Here is a 17,576-nt window from a genome sequence, read left to right as displayed (position 1 = left end):
GCGATCAGGGAAGGCGGCGAAAGTGGACGAAAAATGCTCATTTACCATGGATGTAAACTCCGCGTTCCCGCCCGCTTTCTCGCTACGTTCCAGTCCGCGATGTTACCTGCTCACTCAGGCATGACAGAGTGAATTACTCTGCTGCGCCTTCTTCGGTAGCTTCTGGAGCAACACGTGGAGCGTGGACGTTGGCAACAGCCTTGTCATCGCCGTGTGCCAGAGCCACGAACTCGACACCTTTAGGAGCTTTGAGGTCCGACAGGTGAACGATGGTGCCGATTTCAGCGTTAGCCAGGTCGACTTCGATGAACTCAGGCAGATCTTTTGGCAGGCAGGAAACTTCGATCTCGGCAACAACGTGCGAGATTTCGCCGCCTTTCTTCACTGGAGCAGCTTCGTTGATGAAGTGCACAGGAACGATGGCGGTCAGTTTCTGGCCAGCTACAACGCGTACGAAGTCAGCGTGCATCACGTGGCCTTTGGCCGGGTGACGTTGCAGAGCCTTGATGATCACGTTCTGCTTGGTGCCACCAACGTTCAGTTCGATAACGTGGCTGTAGGCAGCTTCGTTTTCGAGCAGTTTGGCAACTTCTTTGGCCAGCATGCTGATGGATTCAGGGGCTTTGTCGCCACCGTAAACAACAGCTGGAACCAGGGCGGCGAGACGACGCAGGCGGCGGCTCGCACCTTTCCCCAGGTCGGAACGCGCTTCAGCATTCAGAGTAAAATCGTTCATTTTGTATCTCCAAAATAGCCATGACCGAGTGGCGTTTGCGACCAGCGCCGAACACGGTATGGGCAAAAAAGCCCCGCCCCGGCAGGAATGCCGGGGCGGGGCGCTTTTCGTCAACGAGACATTTCGAGAAGGGCAGGGCCCTTAACGGAACATCGCGCTGATCGATTCTTCATTGCTGATGCGGCGAACCGCTTCGGCAACAACCGGTGCGATATCCAGTTGACGGATACGTGCACAGGCTTGTGCTGCAGCGGACAGCGGGATGGTGTTAGTGACCACCAGCTCGTCCAGCACGGAATTTTCGATATTCTCGATGGCCCGACCCGACAGCACAGGGTGTGTGCAGTAGGCAAAGACCTTGGCTGCGCCATGCTCTTTCAGGGCCTTGGCCGCATGGCACAGAGTGCCGGCGGTATCGACCATGTCATCGACCAGGATGCAGGTACGCCCTTCGACATCACCGATGATATGCATCACTTCAGAGTGATTGGCTTTCTCACGGCGTTTGTCGATGATCCCGAGATCCACGCCCAGGGATTTGGCAACGGCACGTGCACGCACGACGCCACCAATGTCCGGGGACACGATCATCAGGTTCTCGAAGCGCTGATCTTCGATGTCATCCACCAGAACAGGGGAGCCGTAGATGTTATCTACCGGAATATCGAAGAAACCCTGAATCTGGTCAGCATGCAGATCAACCGTGAGAACACGGTCGATGCCGACTACGGTGAGCATGTCAGCAACGACTTTCGCGCTGATAGCCACACGTGCGGAACGCGGACGGCGATCCTGACGGGCATAACCAAAATAAGGAATAACAGCAGTGATACGAGTAGCCGAGGAGCGGCGGAAGGCATCAGCCATCACTACCAGTTCCATCAGGTTATCGTTGGTCGGAGCGCAAGTCGGCTGAATAATGAAGACGTCTTTACCACGAACGTTTTCATTGATCTCGGCTGTAATTTCGCCGTCGGAGAATTTACCGACAGAGATGTCACCGAGAGGGATATGCAGCTGACGTACGACACGCCGAGCCAGATCGGGGTTAGCGTTCCCCGTAAAGACCATCATCTTGGACACGCGCAGTACCTGAAGGCTGAGGGTATACCTGGATGAGTATAGGAAAATGGCAGGGGCGGCTGGATTCGAACCAACGCATGGCAGGATCAAAACCTGCTGCCTTACCGCTTGGCGACGCCCCTGTATCTGTTGCTTGCAAGTGCCGGGCACTTGGTTCCTTTAGAGCAGACTTTGCAGCTTGCGATGCAACATCGAAACGTTGCTTCCTTTCGCTACAAACCCTGTAAGGGTCTCTGTCAGAAGGGCCGAGACTTTATCAGCTTCAGCTTTGCTTGGGAAGCCCCCAAACACACAACTTCCAGTTCCGGTGAGTTTTGCTTCGGTAAAATTACCTAACAAATTCAATGCGTTACGTACTTCTGGATAACGCCTTGATACCACCGGCAAGCAGTCATTTCGACTGTTTCCCTCGGGAACGGGGCGCACTTTAATGGGCGGCGTGTTACGTGTCAACAATGGATCTGAAAAAATTTCTGCCGTACTAACAGAGACTTGCGGAACGAGCACGACATACCACGGTTCGGCGGGCTCGACCGGGGTCAGTTTCTCGCCGACACCCTCGGCGAAAGCCGCATGGCCACGCACGAACACCGGCACGTCGGCGCCCAGTGTCAGGCCCAGTGCAGCCAGTCGATCTTCATCCCAACCCAGTTGCCACAAGTGATTGAGGCCGAGCAGGGTGGTGGCCGCGTTCGAACTGCCGCCACCGATGCCGCCGCCCATCGGCAGGATCTTGTCGATCCAGATATCGATGCCGAGCGAGCAGCCGGATTGTTCCTGCAGTTTCTTCGCCGCGCGCACGATCAGGTTGCTGTCGTGGGGCACGCCGTCGAATTCGGTGTGCAGGTGGATCACGCCATCGCCACGCACGGCGAAAGTGATTTCGTCGCCGTAGTCGAGGAACTGAAAAAGCGTCTGCAACTCGTGATAACCGTCTTCACGGCGACCGAGAATATGCAGCATCAGGTTGAGTTTGGCCGGCGATGGCAGCGTCAGGCGTGGAGCGGTCATGCGTTATTGCCCCAATTTGCGCGGTTGCCAGGTCTTGATGACCAGCGTCACGTCCAGATCGGTGCCGTGCAGTTTGATCCGCTCGGGCAGCCAGTAACCGTTCTGTTCGGCATAGCTGAGGTATTCGACCTGCCAGCCATCCTGATCCAGATTGGCCAAACGGCTGTTGCCGTCCAGGGTCAGACGGCTTTTGCTATCGGGTGCCGGGAGGCCGCGAACCCACCAGGCCAGATGCGAGACCGGCAATTTCCAGCCCAGTTGCTCTTCGACCAGTGCTTCCGGAGTCGGCGCTTCATACCGGCCCTGATTCGCCACTTCCAGCGACACCGCACCCGGGCGACCGGTCAGTCGCGCCGCGCCACGACCCAGCGGGCCGGACAGACGGATGTCGTAGTAGTCCTGACGTTGCAGCCAGAACAGCGTGCCGCTGCCCGAGTCTTTCGGGGCGCGAATGCCGATCTTGCCGTCGATCTGCCAGCCGTCGAGGCCGGTCAGGTGTTGTTTGTTCGCGGCCCACTGTGCCGGATTGCCGTGGCCTTCGACCGATTCACGGGCGCCGAAACCCGCGCAACCGGCGAGCAGGGCGATGAAGCTGAAAACTATGACGTGGCGCAAAAACATGAGTTAAAGAGTCTCGGATCCGGTCAGGCGCTTGATGGTGCTGCGCAGGATGGTGCTGTCAGGCTGGTCCTTGAGGAACTTGCCCCAGATTTGTTTCGCTTCGCGCTGCTTGCCCTTGGCCCACAGCACTTCGCCCAGATGCGCGGCGACTTCGTGGTCGGGGAAGCGCTCGAGGGCCTGACGCAGGTATTTCTCGGCGTCTTCCAGATTGCCCATGCGAAAGTTCACCCAGCCGAGGCTGTCGAGCACCGCCGGGTCTTCCGGGTTGATCTGGTGCGCCTGCTCGATCAGCGCCTTGGCTTCCGCGTAGCGAGTAGTGCGGTCGGACAAGGTATAGCCGAGGGCGTTGAGGGCCATGGCGTTGTCCGGATCGCGCTTGATGATCAGACGCAGGTCTTTTTCCATCTGCGCCAGGTCATTGCGTTTTTCCGCCTGCATCGCGCGGGTATAAAGCAGATTCAGATCGTCCGGGTACTGCTGCAACGCTTGTTGCAGGACTTTCCAGGCCTTGTCGCCCTGATTGTTGGCGGACAGGGTTTCGGCTTCGATCAGGTACAGCTGGATCGCGTAATCCGGTTGTTCGTCACGCTCGGCGGCCAGTTTGCTCTGGGCTTCGGCGGTCTTGCCGTTGTTCATCAGAATATCGGCCTGACGCAGTTGCGCCGGCAGATAGTCGTTGCCGGGGCCGACCTGGGCGTACTCGATGAGCGCGCCTTGCGGGTCGTTGCGTTCTTCGGCGATACGGCCCAGGTTCAGGTGCGCCGAATCGACGTGGCTTTCCCGGGCGATCAGGTCTTCCAGATAGCCCTTGGCCTCGTCCCAGGCCTTGGCTTCCAGGCAGACCAGCGCCAGCGAGTAACGCAGTTCGTCGTCTTCCGGGTATTGCTGAACCAGGGTGGAGAACTCGACCTTGGCGTCGTCCATCCGGTCCTGTTCCACCAGCATCCGCGCGTAAGTCAGGCGCAGGCGCTTGTCGTCCGGATACTTTTTGATGCTTTTCTGCAGCAGCGGCAGCGCTTCGTCGCCGCGATTCAGTCCTTGCAGCAGGCGTGCACGCAGCAGAATCGGGGCGATCTCGCCGTCTTCCGGCGGATTGTCTTCGAGCAGGGTCAGCGCACCCTTGGTGTCGCCATCCTGCTGCATCAGCAGGGCCTTGCCGAAAATCAGCTGATTGTTGTTCGGGTGACGCTGCAACAGGCGGTCGAAGCTTTTCATCAGGCCGTTGCGGGTTTCCTGGTCGGTGTCGGCGGCCGACAGCGCGAGGAAGTCGAAATGGGTGTCGCCCTTGCCCTGCAGGACTTTCTCCATGTAGACCATCGAGTCGTCATAGCGCCCGGCGCGAGCCAGTTGCACGGCGGCGGCGCGTTGCGCTTCGAGGTCGTCCGGGGCGTTTTTCGCCCAGATCAGCGCGGTATCGAGGGCCGGCTGGTCGGCGCCCAGGTACTCGGCGATGCGGAAGGCGCGCTCGGAAACGCCCGGATCCTGGGTGTTGATGGCCTGGGTCACGTAGTTGTCCAGGGCAATGTCGAAACGATTGCGCTGGCCGGCGAGTTCGGCGCTCAGCAGGCTGAACACCGTTTCCTGGCTGAACGAGCTGTAAACCTTGGGCTTTTCAGGAGCCGGCGTGGTGTCTTCGACCGGTGAGGCACCGTCCTGCGAAACGGGGGCCAAGGCCTGGCAGCCGCTGAGGAAGACAAAAGCGAGGAGCAACGCGGAAGATCTATTCATATAGGAAGAGGACGACTAACCTGCGGTCGGATCATCATGACACAAGCCTTCGGCCAAACATAACCGAGTCTCGATTGTGGCCATTATAGGGGCCGACAATTGGGACAATAGTCAGCGGTAGTTGTTCTGAATCTGACGAAGTAGGACAATTGCCGGCTTCACGTCACCATCAGCGACCTTGAATGGCCTTCCTTGCACTCGGTATCAACCACAAGACTGCTTCAGTAGACGTCCGCGAGCGCGTGGCCTTTACCCCTGAGCAGCTGGTGGAGGCCTTGCAGCAGCTCTGCCGACTCACCGACAGCCGCGAAGCTGCGATCCTCTCCACCTGCAATCGCAGTGAGCTGTATATAGAACAGGATCAGCTTTCGGCCGATATCGTGCTGCGCTGGCTGGCCGACTATCACCATTTAAGCCTCGATGAGCTGCGCGCGAGCGCTTATGTGCATGAAGATGATGCGGCAGTTCGTCACATGATGCGCGTCGCCTCCGGGCTCGACTCGCTGGTGTTGGGCGAACCGCAGATTCTCGGCCAGATGAAATCGGCCTACGCCGTGGCCCGCGAGGCCGGCACCATCGGGCCGCTGCTCGGGCGACTGTTCCAGGCGACCTTCAATGCCGCCAAGCAAGTCCGTACCGACACCGCCATCGGCGAAAACCCGGTGTCCGTGGCATTTGCCGCCGTCAGCCTGGCCAAACAGATTTTCAGTGACCTGCAACGCAGCCAGGCCCTGCTGATCGGTGCCGGCGAGACCATCACTCTGGTCGCCCGTCATTTGCATGAACTCGGGGTCAAGAGAATCGTGGTCGCCAACCGGACGCTGGAGCGCGCCAGCCTGCTGGCCGAGCAGTTCGGTGCCCACGCAGTGTTGCTCTCGGATATTCCTGCCGAACTGGTACGCAGCGACATCGTCATCAGTTCTACCGCCAGTCAGTTGCCGATCCTCGGCAAGGGCGCAGTGGAAAGCGCGCTGAAGCTGCGCAAGCACAAGCCGATCTTCATGGTCGACATCGCCGTTCCCCGTGACATCGAGCCAGAAGTCGGCGAACTCGACGACGTTTACCTCTATAGCGTCGACGATCTGCACGAAGTGGTCGCCGAAAACCTCAAGAGCCGTCAGGGTGCAGCGCAGGCGGCCGAAGAGATGGTTTCGGTCGGCGCCGACGATTTCATGGTGCGCCTGCGCGAGCTGGCGGCGGTCGATGTGCTCAAGGCCTATCGTCAACAGAGCGAACGCCTGCGCGACGAAGAACTGCAAAAGGCCCTGCGCCTGCTGGCCAACGGCGGCAACGCCGAAGACGTGCTCGGGCAACTGGCCCGTGGCCTGACCAACAAACTCCTGCACGCTCCGAGCGTGCAGTTGAAAAAGCTTTCTGCCGAAGGCCGCCTCGATGCGCTGGCCATGGCTCAGGAACTCTTTGCCCTCGAGGGCTCACCGGATAGCTTTTCGGATAAAAAACCGCAATGAAAGCGTCACTGCTCAATAAGCTGGACATTCTCCAGGACCGTTTCGAGGAACTGACCGCGCTGCTCGGCGACGGCGAAGTCATTTCCGACCAGACCAAATTCCGCGCCTATTCCAAGGAATACGCCGAACTTGAGCCGGTGGTACAAGGCTATAAAAAGCTGCTCGGCGTACAAAGTGATCTTGAAGGCGCGCAGGCGCTGCTCAAGGACAGCGACCCGGACATGCGTGAAATGGCCGTGGAAGAAGTCCGCGAAGCCAAGGAGTTGCTGATCACGCTGGAATCCGACCTGCAGCGCATGTTGCTGCCCAAGGATCCCAACGACGGGCGCAACGTGTTTCTCGAAATCCGCGCCGGCACCGGTGGCGACGAGGCGGCGATCTTCTCTGGCGACCTGTTCCGCATGTACTCGCGTTACGCCGAACGGCGTGGCTGGCGCGTGGAGATCCTTTCGGAAAACGAAGGCGAACACGGTGGCTATAAAGAAGTCATCGCCCGCATCGAAGGCGACAACGTTTACGGCAAGCTGAAATTCGAATCCGGCGCGCACCGCGTACAGCGTGTACCCGCCACCGAATCCCAGGGCCGTATCCACACCTCGGCCTGCACCGTGGCGGTATTGCCCGAGCCGGACGAGCGTGAAGCCATCGAGATCAACCCGGCGGATTTGCGCGTCGACACTTACCGCTCCTCCGGGGCCGGTGGTCAGCACGTCAACACCACCGATTCGGCGATCCGCATCACCCACATACCGACCGGCACCGTTGTCGAGTGCCAGGAAGAACGTTCCCAGCACAAGAACCGTGCCCGTGCGATGGCCTGGCTGGCGGCCAAACTCAACGACCAGCAGACGGCGGCGGCGGCCAACGCCATCGCCAGCGAACGTAAATTGCTGGTGGGTTCCGGTGACCGCTCCGAGCGCATCCGTACCTACAACTTTGCCCAGGGCCGGGTCACCGACCACCGCGTCAACCTGACCCTGTATTCCCTCGACGAAATCCTCGCCGGTGGCGTCGAAGCGGTGATCGAGCCGTTGCTGGCCGAATACCAGGCCGACCAGCTCGCAGCGATAGGTGAGTAAATGACCATCATCGCCAGCCTGTTGCGCGCCGCCGAATTGCCGGATTCGCCCACCGCGCGTCTGGACGCCGAATTGCTTCTGGCCGCCGCGCTGGGCAAGTCGCGCAGTTTTCTCCACACCTGGCCCGAGCGCATCGTGCCCAGCGAAGCCGCACTGGTCTTCGCCGAGTACCTGCAACGTCGTCGCAGCGGCGAGCCGGTGGCCTACATTCTGGGTCAGCAGGGTTTCTGGAAGCTGGATCTGGAAGTCGCGCCGCACACGCTAATCCCGCGCCCGGACACCGAACTGCTGGTGGAAGCCGCACTGGAATTGTTGCCGGCGACCCCGGCCAAAGTTCTCGACCTCGGCACCGGCAGCGGGGCGATTGCCCTGGCCCTGGCCAGCGAGCGCCCGGCGTGGAAAGTCACCGCCGTGGATCGCGTGCTGGAAGCCGTGGCCCTGGCCGAACGCAATCGCCAGCGCCTGCACTTGAACAACGCCACGGTGCTGAGCAGTCACTGGTTCAGCGCCCTCGAAGGCAAGCGTTTCGAGCTGATCATCAGCAACCCGCCGTACATTCGCGCTGCCGATCCGCATCTGGTGGAAGGCGATGTGCGTTTCGAGCCGGAAAGCGCCTTGGTGGCCGGCATCGACGGGCTCGACGATCTGCGCCTGATCATCGCCCAGGCGCCGGCCCATCTGGAAGCCGGTGGCTGGCTGATGCTCGAACACGGCTATGATCAAGCCGAAGCCGTGCGCGATCTGCTGCTGACGCAAGGTTTCGAAGAAGTCCACAGCCGCACCGATCTGGGCGGCCATCAACGGATCAGCCTGGGGCGCCTGCCGTGCTGAATGATCAGGAATTGTTGCGCTACAGTCGGCAGATCCTGCTGCAACACATCGACATCGATGGCCAGTTGAAGCTCAAGGACAGCCGGGTATTGATCGTCGGCCTCGGTGGTCTCGGTGCGCCGGTGGCGTTGTATCTGGCGGCGGCGGGTGTCGGTGAATTGCACCTGGCGGATTTCGACACGGTCGACCTGACCAACCTGCAACGCCAGATCATCCACGACACCGACAGCGTCGGCATGACCAAGGTCGACTCGGCGCTCAAGCGCCTGAGCACGATCAATCCTGAAATCAAGCTGGTGCCCCATCGTCAGGCACTGGACGAGGATTCTCTCGCCGCAGCCGTGGCGGCGGTGGATCTGGTGCTCGACTGCTCGGACAATTTCTCCACCCGCGAAGCGGTCAATGCCGCGTGCGTGGCGGCGCGCAAGCCCTTGGTCAGCGGCGCCGCGATCCGCCTCGAAGGACAGCTTTCGGTGTTCGACCCGCGTCGTGCCGAGAGCCCGTGTTACCACTGCCTGTACGGTCACGGCAGCGAAGCCGAATTGACTTGCAGCGAAGCCGGCGTGGTCGGGCCGCTGGTCGGTCTGGTCGGCAGCCTGCAAGCGCTGGAAGCCCTGAAGTTGCTGGCGGGTTTCGGCGAACCGCTGGTGGGGCGTCTGCTGTTGATCGATGCGCTGGGCTCGCGTTTCCGTGAGCTGCGGGTCAAGCGCGACCCCGGTTGCAGTGTCTGTGGTTCGCAGCATGCGTGAAGCGCCGATTGCCGTCTTCGATTCCGGCGTCGGCGGTCTGTCGGTGCTGGCGGAAATCCAGCAACTGCTACCGAATGAATCGCTGCTGTACCTCGGCGATTGCGGCCACATTCCTTATGGCGAGAAAACCCCGGAATTCATCCGCCAGCGTTGCAGCGTGATGGCCGGTTTCTTCCGCGAGCAGGGCGCCAAGGCGCTGGTGATCGCGTGCAACACCGCGACCGTGGCCGGCGTCGCCGATCTGCGCCGGGACTTTCCCGAATGGCCGATTGTCGGCATGGAGCCGGCGGTCAAACCGGCCGCCGCCGCCACCCGCAGCGGCGTGGTGGGGGTACTCGCCACCACCGGCACCTTGCAGAGTGCAAAGTTTGCAGCGCTGCTCGATCGTTTTGCCACGGATGTACGGGTCATCACTCAACCGTGCCCCGGACTGGTCGAGCGGATTGAAAGCGGCGATCTGCATAGCGCCGAGCTGCGTGCATTGCTCAAGCACTACGTCGATCCGCTGCTGGCCAACGGTTGCGACACGATCATTCTGGGCTGCACCCACTACCCGTTTCTCAAGCCGATGCTGAAGTCGATGATCCCCGAGAGCATCAGCCTGATCGATACGGGCGCGGCGGTAGCACGTCAATTGCAGCGGCTGCTGGCCGAGCGTGATCTGCTCGCCGAAGGGCCGAACCGGCCGGTCAGATTCTGGACCAGCGCCGATCCCGCGTCTTTGCGCAAGACCCTCGCCCTGCTGGGTCAAGTCGATGGCGACGTCGAAAAATTCACCTTGTAAAAAAAATGTGAAATAACTAAAAATTCAGCTGAACTTCTGACCAAGCGCGGATTTCTATAGCGCAGAGTGACCTAGAAAAACCAAACGATCGTTCCGGAAAAGGAAGTTTCAACGTGAAGCGACTATTCTGCTTGGCCGCGATTGCGGCTGCACTGATGGGGCAAAGTTTTACCGCACAAGCTGCTGGCGTCGAGTTTGCAGTGGGTGCCACCAGCGATTCGACGATGACTTATCGCCTGGGCATGAATTTCGATTGGGACAAGAGCTGGCTGCAAAGCGACGTCGGTCGTCTGACCGGTTACTGGAGCGGGGCTTACACTTATTGGGAAGGCGACAAGACGTCGAGCAACAACAGCCTGTCGTTCTCGCCGGTGTTTGTTTACGAGTTTGCCGGTCAGTCGGTCAAACCGTATGTCGAGGCGGGGATCGGCGTGGCGCTGTTCTCCAACACCGAGTACGAAGACAACAAGCTCGGCGGTTCTTTCCAGTTCGAAGACCGTATCGGTTTCGGCCTGCGCTTCAATGGCGGGCATGAGGTGGGAATCCGTGCGACGCACTATTCCAACGCCGGTCTGAGCAGCGACAACGATGGGGTCGAAAGCTACGCGTTGCATTACACGATGCCGCTATAAGCCCCCAGAAAGTCAGCCCCGTAAAAAAGGAGCGCTTGGCGCTCCTTTTTTTATTCAGCGATACGCCGTGGCAATCCCCTGGCGTTCGTCGATGCATTCCGGTGCGCCCATTTCGAACTCGCGGCAGATCAGCGGACGCTTCTCGTAGATCGTGCACATCATCGTGTCGCGATCCAGCGCCGCGCACCAGCCGTCGTCCAGACGCAGCATCACCTCACCACCCCAATCGTCGGTATCGATAAAACGCTCGGGTACGCCGGTGTCGGTGATCAGCATCACTTCGAGCTGGCAGCAGCAGGCCGCACAGGTCGAGCAGGTGACCTCGGGTTCGGCGATTTGCCGATGGGGAATGGTTTTCATGGCGCCAGTGTACGGCAGTGGCCGGTGAGCGTGTGAAAGGCCTGACAGACGTTTAGCGCGCCAGCCTCCGGGACAATTGGTGCAGCAGCGGAAACAGCAACGCCCACAGCAGCGCGATGCCGATCAGGGTAGGGAGCTCACCGAGAGGAAACTGCACGCCGGCCAGTCGTCCGCCGGCGCCATAGGACAGCGCGCCACCTGCCGCACCAAACAGGCTGGCCAGCCACCACGGACTCGCGCTCCATTGCAGGCAATGACGCAATGTCGTGGCAAATAACGCCCACAACAACATCAGCCACAGCGGAATCAGCGGCGACAGATCCTTGAACTCGAAAACCCCGAGGCCGCGCAACAGGCTGTCCACCGCCGTGCCGATGATCACCACACTGAGGATCAACCGGCCTTCCTGCGCCCAACTGCTGATCCAGCGCAGATGAATCACCAGCACCGCCAGCGCCAGCAACAACCACAAACTGTTACCGCCGAGTACGCAGGCCAACCAGCCGATCTGGAACAGCACCGCGTTGGCCAACCGCTCAAGCATCGAAACGGCCCAGCAAAGGCGCGGTCATCGCCGCCGGTTTGGCCAGCACCAGTTGTGCGGTGCCGATGGTGCGCTCGAGGAATCCACCCTCGCAATAACACAGGTAGAACTCCCACAGCCTGAGGAAGTAATCGTCATAGCCCAGCTCGGTCAGACGGCCGTGAGCATGGCGAAAGTTCTCGTGCCACAGACGCAGGGTGCGAGCGTAGTGCAGGCCGAAATCTTCCATGTGCAACAGGTTCATGTCGGTGTCGCGGCTGACGATCTCGAGCATTTTCTGCACGCAGGGCAGGGCGCCGCCGGGGAAAATGTAACGCTGGATGAAGTCCACTCCGCGGCGCGCCTGCTCGTAGCGTTGTTCGCGGATGGTGATCGCTTGCAGCAGCATCAGGCCGTTGCTCTTGAGCAGGTGCGCGCACTGTTTGAAGTAGGTCGGCAGGAAGCGGTGGCCGACCGCTTCGATCATCTCGATCGACACCAGTTTGTCGTACTGGCCGGTGAGGTCGCGGTAATCCTTGAGCAACAGCGTCACCTGATCCTGCAGGCCGAGGCGTTCGATGCGCGCGGCGGTGAAGGCGAACTGCTCCTTCGACAGCGTGGTGGTGGTGACTTTGCAGCCGTAGTGCTGCGCCGCGTAAAGCGCCATGCTGCCCCAGCCAGTGCCGATTTCCAGCAGGTGGTCGCCGGGCTTGAGCGCGAGTTTCTGGCAGATCCGCTCCAGCTTGTTCAGTTGCGCCTGCTCCAGGCTGTCGTCGGGGCTGAGAAACTGCGCGGCGGAATACATCATGGTCGGGTCGAGAAACTGTTCGAACAGGTCATTGCCGAGGTCGTAGTGGGCGGCGATGTTTTTCTGCGAGCCCTTGCGCGTATTGCGGTTGAGCCAGTGCAGCCCGCGCACCAGCGGGCGACCGAGCCTGGCCAGGCCACCTTCCATTCCGTCGAGCACTTCAAGGTTGCTGACGAAAACCCGCACCACCGCCGTCAGATCCGGCGAGCGCCAGTAACCATGAATGAAAGCCTCACCGGCACCGATCGAACCATTGCCGGCGACCAGCCCCCAGGCAGCCGGATCCATGACCTGAATTTCCCCCACCAACGCGCTGCCCGGTGTGCCGAAGACGTGGCGTTCGCCGTCCTCGATGACGATCAGTTGACCCTGTTTGAGCTGCTCCAGCTGGCGCAGTACTCCCCGGCGCAGCAGCGAGCCGCTCAGGCCGTGGGGGCTAAGCAGGCTGGCTTTGGCCGAGACGCTAGTGGATTTCATGGTGGCGTTCCTCGGTCGGTACGGTGGCGGTTCGAAAACGGTCGTCGGCGCGCTGGTGGGCAAATATCGGGGTGCGCTTGAGCAACAGGCGCAACGCCTGCCAATAGATCGCCAGCGCGGTCTTGGCGGTCATCCAGGGAAAGCGCCACAGGTGCCGGTGCAAGTGGTGTCGATCAAGGGGTTCACGTCGCAGGTCGAGGGTGGCGTCGAACAGTTTTTGCTCGCCTTGCCAGTCGGCCATGTGCACACCCAGGACCTGCGCGGCAGGGCTGAAGCTCATGCGGTATTCCAGGTCCGGCGGCAGGAATGGCGAGACATGAAACGCCTTGGCCACGGCAAAGTGCTGGTGAAAGTCCTGCAGATTGCTGGGCGCTCTGGCCGGCAACACGTAGTGAAAACGCTCGCGCCACGGGGTATTGCTGACTTCGCAGAGAATCGCCGCCAGTTGGCCGTCGGCCTCGTGGCAATAGAAAAAACTCACCGGGTTGAACGACAGGCCCCAACTGCGCGGCTGGGTCAGCAGGCAGATCGAGCCTTGCGGCGCATGGCCCAGAGCTTCGCCAACCAACTGGCGCACCGCATCGCTCAGGCGCACGCCGCTGCCGGTGAAGGTTTTCAGGTAGTCGGTTTCGCGAAATGAAAACGGCGCAAAGCGGCCGGCGCCTGCCAGTCGGGACAGGCCCAGCACCGCCTCCTGTTCAGCCAGATCGAGGTACAGCATGCCGATCCGGTAACGGAACTCATGACGGCGCGGGGCGAATCGCCGATGGGCGATCCAGCCACTGTAGAGTGCGCTGTTCACAGGCTTTCTCCGAAGGACGCGGCCACGCGCAAAGCGCTGACCACCCCGTCCTCATGGAAACCGTTGGCCCAATAGGCGCCGCAATAATGCGTGTGCTGCTCGCCGTCGATTTCGGCCCAGCGCTGTTGCGCCGCCACCGCCGCGAGGCTGAATTGCGGGTGAGCGTAGGTGAAGCGCGCGAGCACTTTGGACGGGCTGATGCCGGCGCTCTGGTTGAGGCTGACGCAGAACGTGGTATCGCTCTGGATCCCTTGCAGGATGTTCATGTCGTAGGTCACGGCGGCCTGGGTATGACCGGCGCCGCCGAGGCGATAATTCCAGCTGGCCCAGGCCCGTTTGCGTGTGGGCAGCAGGCGGGTGTCGGTGTGCAGCACCACTTCGTTGTCGGCGTAGGGCAGAGCGCCGAGGATTTCCCGTTCTTTATCGTCAGGATTTCCCAGCAGTCGCAACGCCTGATCGCTATGGCAGGCCAGCACCACTTTATCGAAACGTTCGATGCCGGCCGGGCTGTGGATAACCACGCCGTGTGCGTCGCGATCGATCCGCCCCACCGGGCAGTTCAGGCGGATGCGCTCCTTGAACGACGTCGTCAGCGGCGCGATGTAGGCGCTGGAGCCACCCTTGATGACCTGCCACTGCGGGCGATTGCTGATCGACAGCAACCCGTGGTTCTCGAAAAAGCGCACGAAGAACTGCAATGGAAAATTGAGCATCTCGGCCATCGGCATCGACCAGATCGCCGCGCCCATCGGCACGATGTAATGCAGGATGAAACGCTCGCCGTAGCCGCCGGCCTGGAGGTAATCGTCGAGGGTGGTGTCGGCGGGGATTCGCTGTTCGGCAAGGTCGCGCCGGGCTTCTTTGTTGAACCGCAGGATGTCGCGCAACATGCCCCAGAATCCGGGGGACAACAGGTTGCTGCGCTGGGCGAACAGGCTGTTCAGATTATTGCCGTTGTATTCCAGACCGGTGTCCGGATCGTTGACCGAAAAACTCATCTCGGTGGGTTTGAAGGCCACGCCCAATTGGCCGAGCAAACGAATGAAGTTCGGATACGTCCAGTCGTTGAACACGATGAAACCGGTGTCCACTGCGTAGTCGCGCCCTTCCACGGTGACCGGTACCGTGTGCGTATGACCGCCGACCCGGGCGTCGGCTTCGAACACGGTGATGTCATGTCGGCGAGCGAGCAGATACGCGCAGGTCAAACCGGCGATGCCGCTGCCTACGATGGCGATTTTCATGTTGCATCCCTGAGCGGCGGATTGCTGCGCACCATGCGTTTGCCAATCGCCAGTTGTACGCGCGCGGGCATTTTCGACAAGGGCCACAGGACCGCCATGAACAGCGCCGGAAAGGCGATCTCCAGCGGCCGGTCTTTCAGCTTGGCGAAGATATGCCGCGCGGCTTTATCCACAGGCCAGCTGAGCGGCATCGGAAAATCATTTTTGGCGGTCAGCGGCGTGTCGACGAAACCGGGGCTGATCACCGTGACTTCAATGCCTTCGTCCGCCAGGTCGATGCGCAGGGATTCGAACAGATAACGCAGCCCGGCCTTCGACGCACCATAAGCTTCGGCGCGAGGCAACGGCACATAGGTCACCGAGCTGGCCATGCCCACCAGATGCGGTGCCGTGCCTTTGCGCAACAAGGGCAGGGCGGCTTCGATGCAATAGCTGCTGGCGAGCAGGTTGGTGCGTACTACGTGTTCGATGATCGACGCGTCGAATTGACGGGCGTCGACGTATTCGCAGGTGCCCGCGTTGAGGATTACCGTATCGAGCGATCCCCAGTCCGCAGCGATCTGTTCGCCGATCTCACGCACGGTCTGACTGTTGGTCAGATCGCCGGGCACCACCAGTACCTGTCCCGGATAACGTTGCGACAGCACTTTGAGCGGCGCGACCTGGCGGGAACTGACCGCCAGATGTGCACCGGTCTTGAGGATTTCTTCTGCCAATGCTGCACCGATGCCACTACTGGCACCGGTCAGCCAATAACGCCGTGGAGCTGTACGACTCATCCCAATCTCCTTTTCAGCCAGGCAATCACTCGGCCCAATACGGGTAAATGTTCATAAAGCAGCGCTCCGGCATCGAAGTAATCCCGGTGGCGGTAAACCTTGTCGCTCCAGAGCAGGTGCGAGCAGCCCGCGACGCGGATCAGTTGCCCACCGCTCAGACGCGGGTGGCGGTAGCTCATGACCCAACGCAGATAGCCTTCGCCGTCGCTGATCTGGTCGAAGCCGTGGAAATCGAAGCGCAGTTCGTTGACGTTGGCGTACAACTCACTGAAGTAAGCGCGCAGGTTCGTCAGCCCCTGCACTTCGTGTAGCGGGTCGGTGAAATGAATGTCCTCGCTGTACAGCTCATCCAGGGTGCGCAAGTTGTCCTTGTTCAACTGTGCGAACCGCTGGGCGAAACCGCGCAGAAATTCACTCATCGCTCACTCCTTGAGACGCGCGTGACGGCAGGTTCTTGAATGCTGTCAGCGCCCGTTCCCGTGATGCGCTCAGATTGACGATCGGCGCCGGATAGTCCGCCACGCCGAACAGCCCGCCGGCATTGGCCGGGTTGTGGACTTCTTTCTTGTTCAGGCCGGCCAGTTCCGGCAACCAGTGCTTGATGAACAGGCCTTCGCTGTCGAATTTTTCCGACTGGCTGAGCGGGTTGAAGATACGGAAGTACGGCGCCGAATCGGTGCCGGTCGAGGAACTCCACTGCCAGCCGCCGTTGTTGGCGGCCAGGTCGCCGTCGATCAGGTGGCGCATGAAGAAACGCTCGCCTTCGCGCCAGTCGATCAGCAGGTTCTTGGTCAGAAACATCGCCACCACCATCCGCAGGCGGTTGTGCATCCAGCCGGTTTCCAGCAATTGGCGCATGGCCGCGTCGATGATCGGCAAGCCGGTGCGGGCTTCCTGCCAGGCGGCCAGATCCGCAGGCGCATCGCGCCAGGCCAGGGCTTCGGTTTCCGGGCGGAATGCGCGATGGCGTGAAACCCGCGGATACCCGACGAGGATGTGTTTGTAGAACTCGCGCCACAGCAGTTCGTTGATCCAGGTGACAGCGCCGACCTTGCCGCTTTCGAATTCACCCTGATTGCTTTGCAGGGCGGCGTGCAGGCATTGGCGCGGCGAGATCACGCCGGCGGCCAGATAGGCCGAGAGCTGGCTGGTGCCGGGTTTGGCCGGGAAGTCGCGTTCGCTCTTGTAGTAGTCGATCTGCGCATCGGCGAACGTGTCGAGACGGCGCCGGGCCTCGGCTTCACCGGCGGGCCACAGGGCGCGCAGGGATTCGCCGGGTGTCGGGAACCCTTCGATGGCTTCTGGAACGGGATCGCTGGCGATGTTCAGCGCCGATTGTTTGCCCGGTGCCTGTTTCAGCGACGGCATCGAACGGTGCAGGCGTTCGTAGCAGACCTTGCGGAACTGGCTGAACACCTGAAAGTAAGTGCCGGTTTTGGTCAGTACGCTGCCGGGTTTGAACAGCAATTGGTCGAGGTAGCTGTGGAAGGTGATGCCTTCGGCTTGCAACGCCTCGGCAACGGCCTCGTCGCGACGGCATTCGTTGATGCCGTATTCCTCGTTGACGTGCACGGCCTCGATCTTCAGTTGTCGGCACAGTTCGAGCAGCACGGCGGGCGCCTGATCCCAGTGAGGCGCGGTGCGGATCAGGAGCGGGATGTTCAGGGCACCCAGGCTTTTGCTCAACTCGCGCAAATTGCGCAGCCAGAAATCGATCTTGCACGGCGCGTCGTCATGTTCCTGCCATTGCAGCGGGCTCAACAGGTACACAGCCACGGTCGTGCCACGCTCGGCGGCGGCCGCGAGGGCGGTGTTGTCGTGTTGGCGCAGGTCGCTGCGCAGCCAGATCAATTGCATGTC

19 protein-coding genes and 1 tRNA gene are annotated in these 17,576 nt (G+C 60.9%); 6 read left to right on the top strand and 14 right to left on the bottom strand.

The genetic code is table 11. The annotated features are described in order from the left end of the window. Positions 1-133: 133 nt before the first annotated feature. The 6 genes from LOY31_RS24350 to LOY31_RS24325 all read right to left on the bottom strand — a co-directional run bounded on the left by LOY31_RS24350 (position 134) and on the right by LOY31_RS24325 (position 5,179). Entirely contained in the window at positions 134-736 is a 603-nt protein-coding gene (locus tag LOY31_RS24350; protein ID WP_007951725.1) for a 50S ribosomal protein L25/general stress protein Ctc, read from the bottom strand. A gap of 141 nt (positions 737-877) precedes the next feature. Continuing rightward, positions 878-1,819, bottom strand: coding sequence for a ribose-phosphate pyrophosphokinase (locus tag LOY31_RS24345; RefSeq protein WP_003171603.1), 942 nt, complete (start codon positions 1,817-1,819; stop codon positions 878-880). A gap of 47 nt (positions 1,820-1,866) precedes the next feature. After that, positions 1,867-1,941 (bottom strand) — tRNA-Gln (locus tag LOY31_RS24340). Positions 1,942-1,978: 37 nt separating this feature from the next. After that, entirely contained in the window at positions 1,979-2,830 is an 852-nt protein-coding gene (ispE, locus tag LOY31_RS24335; RefSeq protein WP_258712307.1) for a 4-(cytidine 5'-diphospho)-2-C-methyl-D-erythritol kinase, read from the bottom strand. Between the two features lie 3 nt (positions 2,831-2,833). Then, the gene (gene lolB, locus LOY31_RS24330; RefSeq protein WP_007951721.1) at positions 2,834-3,451 is read right to left on the bottom strand and encodes a lipoprotein insertase outer membrane protein LolB; all 618 of its coding nucleotides are present in this window, start codon (positions 3,449-3,451) and stop codon (positions 2,834-2,836) included. Positions 3,452-3,454: 3 nt separating this feature from the next. Further along, the gene (locus LOY31_RS24325) at positions 3,455-5,179 is read right to left on the bottom strand and encodes a tetratricopeptide repeat protein (RefSeq protein ID WP_085606997.1); all 1,725 of its coding nucleotides are present in this window, start codon (positions 5,177-5,179) and stop codon (positions 3,455-3,457) included. A gap of 182 nt (positions 5,180-5,361) precedes the next feature. On the opposite strand from LOY31_RS24325, the gene hemA reads away from it, so the two are divergent. The 6 genes from hemA to LOY31_RS24295 all read left to right on the top strand — a co-directional run bounded on the left by hemA (position 5,362) and on the right by LOY31_RS24295 (position 10,723). Further along, entirely contained in the window at positions 5,362-6,648 is a 1,287-nt protein-coding gene (hemA, locus tag LOY31_RS24320; RefSeq protein ID WP_007951716.1) for a glutamyl-tRNA reductase, read from the top strand. Then, positions 6,645-7,727: a peptide chain release factor 1 gene (gene prfA, locus LOY31_RS24315; protein WP_007951714.1), complete on the top strand. Its 1,083-nt coding sequence runs from the start codon at positions 6,645-6,647 to the stop codon at positions 7,725-7,727. Before hemA ends, prfA begins: the two co-directional genes overlap by 4 nt. After that, on the top strand, positions 7,728-8,558 hold the full coding sequence (gene prmC, locus LOY31_RS24310; protein WP_007951712.1) for a peptide chain release factor N(5)-glutamine methyltransferase: 831 nt from the start codon (positions 7,728-7,730) through the stop codon (positions 8,556-8,558). It abuts the gene before it with no gap. Next, positions 8,552-9,307 (top strand): molybdopterin-synthase adenylyltransferase MoeB, encoded by a 756-nt coding sequence (locus tag LOY31_RS24305; protein WP_258712306.1) that lies wholly within the window; start codon positions 8,552-8,554, stop codon positions 9,305-9,307. The genes prmC and LOY31_RS24305 overlap by 7 nt, the downstream gene beginning before the upstream one ends. After that, the gene (murI, locus tag LOY31_RS24300; protein ID WP_085606991.1) at positions 9,300-10,091 is read left to right on the top strand and encodes a glutamate racemase; all 792 of its coding nucleotides are present in this window, start codon (positions 9,300-9,302) and stop codon (positions 10,089-10,091) included. The genes LOY31_RS24305 and murI overlap by 8 nt, the downstream gene beginning before the upstream one ends. Positions 10,092-10,204: 113 nt before the next feature. Next, positions 10,205-10,723, top strand: a complete 519-nt coding sequence (locus tag LOY31_RS24295; protein ID WP_039766327.1) for an acyloxyacyl hydrolase — start codon at positions 10,205-10,207, stop codon at positions 10,721-10,723. A gap of 54 nt (positions 10,724-10,777) precedes the next feature. Here the strand turns inward: LOY31_RS24295 and LOY31_RS24290 are convergent, their stop codons facing one another. From LOY31_RS24290 to phrB, 8 genes are read right to left on the bottom strand one after another with little or no spacing between them, the layout of a single operon-like run. Beyond that, complete coding sequence (locus LOY31_RS24290) at positions 10,778-11,083, bottom strand: YkgJ family cysteine cluster protein (RefSeq protein ID WP_007951707.1); 306 nt, start codon at positions 11,081-11,083, stop codon at positions 10,778-10,780. A gap of 52 nt (positions 11,084-11,135) precedes the next feature. Next, positions 11,136-11,627, bottom strand: coding sequence for a DUF2878 domain-containing protein (locus LOY31_RS24285; RefSeq protein WP_258712305.1), 492 nt, complete (start codon positions 11,625-11,627; stop codon positions 11,136-11,138). Then, positions 11,620-12,891 carry a cyclopropane-fatty-acyl-phospholipid synthase family protein gene (locus LOY31_RS24280; protein ID WP_258712304.1) on the bottom strand — a complete coding sequence of 424 codons (1,272 nt, stop codon included), beginning with the start codon at positions 12,889-12,891 and terminating at the stop codon, positions 11,620-11,622. The genes LOY31_RS24285 and LOY31_RS24280 overlap by 8 nt, the downstream gene beginning before the upstream one ends. Further along, positions 12,878-13,693, bottom strand: coding sequence for a DUF1365 domain-containing protein (locus LOY31_RS24275; protein WP_221534779.1), 816 nt, complete (start codon positions 13,691-13,693; stop codon positions 12,878-12,880). Before LOY31_RS24275 ends, LOY31_RS24280 begins: the two co-directional genes overlap by 14 nt. Further along, positions 13,690-14,937 carry an NAD(P)/FAD-dependent oxidoreductase gene (locus LOY31_RS24270; RefSeq protein WP_258712303.1) on the bottom strand — a complete coding sequence of 416 codons (1,248 nt, stop codon included), beginning with the start codon at positions 14,935-14,937 and terminating at the stop codon, positions 13,690-13,692. Before LOY31_RS24270 ends, LOY31_RS24275 begins: the two co-directional genes overlap by 4 nt. Then, entirely contained in the window at positions 14,934-15,716 is a 783-nt protein-coding gene (locus tag LOY31_RS24265; RefSeq protein ID WP_085606979.1) for an SDR family oxidoreductase, read from the bottom strand. Before LOY31_RS24265 ends, LOY31_RS24270 begins: the two co-directional genes overlap by 4 nt. After that, positions 15,713-16,135, bottom strand: coding sequence for a nuclear transport factor 2 family protein (locus LOY31_RS24260; RefSeq protein ID WP_258712302.1), 423 nt, complete (start codon positions 16,133-16,135; stop codon positions 15,713-15,715). The genes LOY31_RS24265 and LOY31_RS24260 overlap by 4 nt, the downstream gene beginning before the upstream one ends. Then, positions 16,128-17,573 (bottom strand): deoxyribodipyrimidine photo-lyase, encoded by a 1,446-nt coding sequence (gene phrB / locus LOY31_RS24255; protein WP_258712301.1) that lies wholly within the window; start codon positions 17,571-17,573, stop codon positions 16,128-16,130. Before phrB ends, LOY31_RS24260 begins: the two co-directional genes overlap by 8 nt. Positions 17,574-17,576 lie beyond the last annotated feature (3 nt).

The sequence above is a fragment of the Pseudomonas sp. B21-021 genome (genome assembly GCF_024749205.1).
In the GTDB taxonomy this organism is placed as follows: domain Bacteria; phylum Pseudomonadota; class Gammaproteobacteria; order Pseudomonadales; family Pseudomonadaceae; genus Aquipseudomonas; species Aquipseudomonas paraglycinae.
The sequence above is the reverse complement of the archived record's forward strand: the minus strand, read 5'-3'. Positions and strand labels throughout refer to the sequence as shown.

What these genes read in the sequence shown, in the direction of transcription:
- LOY31_RS24280 (WP_258712304.1), bottom strand. Translation starts at nt 12,891, where the DNA reads ATGAAATCCACTAGCGTCTCGGCCAAAGCCAGCCTGCTTAGCCCCCAC.
- murI (WP_085606991.1), top strand. Translation starts at nt 9,300, where the DNA reads ATGCGTGAAGCGCCGATTGCCGTCTTCGATTCCGGCGTCGGCGGTCTG.
- phrB (WP_258712301.1), bottom strand. Translation starts at nt 17,573, where the DNA reads ATGCAATTGATCTGGCTGCGCAGCGACCTGCGCCAACACGACAACACC.
- ispE (WP_258712307.1), bottom strand. Translation starts at nt 2,830, where the DNA reads ATGACCGCTCCACGCCTGACGCTGCCATCGCCGGCCAAACTCAACCTG.
- lolB (WP_007951721.1), bottom strand. Translation starts at nt 3,451, where the DNA reads ATGTTTTTGCGCCACGTCATAGTTTTCAGCTTCATCGCCCTGCTCGCC.
- prmC (WP_007951712.1), top strand. Translation starts at nt 7,728, where the DNA reads ATGACCATCATCGCCAGCCTGTTGCGCGCCGCCGAATTGCCGGATTCG.
- LOY31_RS24285 (WP_258712305.1), bottom strand. Translation starts at nt 11,627, where the DNA reads ATGCTTGAGCGGTTGGCCAACGCGGTGCTGTTCCAGATCGGCTGGTTG.
- LOY31_RS24270 (WP_258712303.1), bottom strand. Translation starts at nt 14,937, where the DNA reads ATGAAAATCGCCATCGTAGGCAGCGGCATCGCCGGTTTGACCTGCGCG.
- LOY31_RS24350 (WP_007951725.1), bottom strand. Translation starts at nt 736, where the DNA reads ATGAACGATTTTACTCTGAATGCTGAAGCGCGTTCCGACCTGGGGAAA.
- LOY31_RS24265 (WP_085606979.1), bottom strand. Translation starts at nt 15,716, where the DNA reads ATGAGTCGTACAGCTCCACGGCGTTATTGGCTGACCGGTGCCAGTAGT.
- LOY31_RS24290 (WP_007951707.1), bottom strand. Translation starts at nt 11,083, where the DNA reads ATGAAAACCATTCCCCATCGGCAAATCGCCGAACCCGAGGTCACCTGC.
- hemA (WP_007951716.1), top strand. Translation starts at nt 5,362, where the DNA reads ATGGCCTTCCTTGCACTCGGTATCAACCACAAGACTGCTTCAGTAGAC.
- prfA (WP_007951714.1), top strand. Translation starts at nt 6,645, where the DNA reads ATGAAAGCGTCACTGCTCAATAAGCTGGACATTCTCCAGGACCGTTTC.
- LOY31_RS24260 (WP_258712302.1), bottom strand. Translation starts at nt 16,135, where the DNA reads ATGAGTGAATTTCTGCGCGGTTTCGCCCAGCGGTTCGCACAGTTGAAC.
- LOY31_RS24325 (WP_085606997.1), bottom strand. Translation starts at nt 5,179, where the DNA reads ATGAATAGATCTTCCGCGTTGCTCCTCGCTTTTGTCTTCCTCAGCGGC.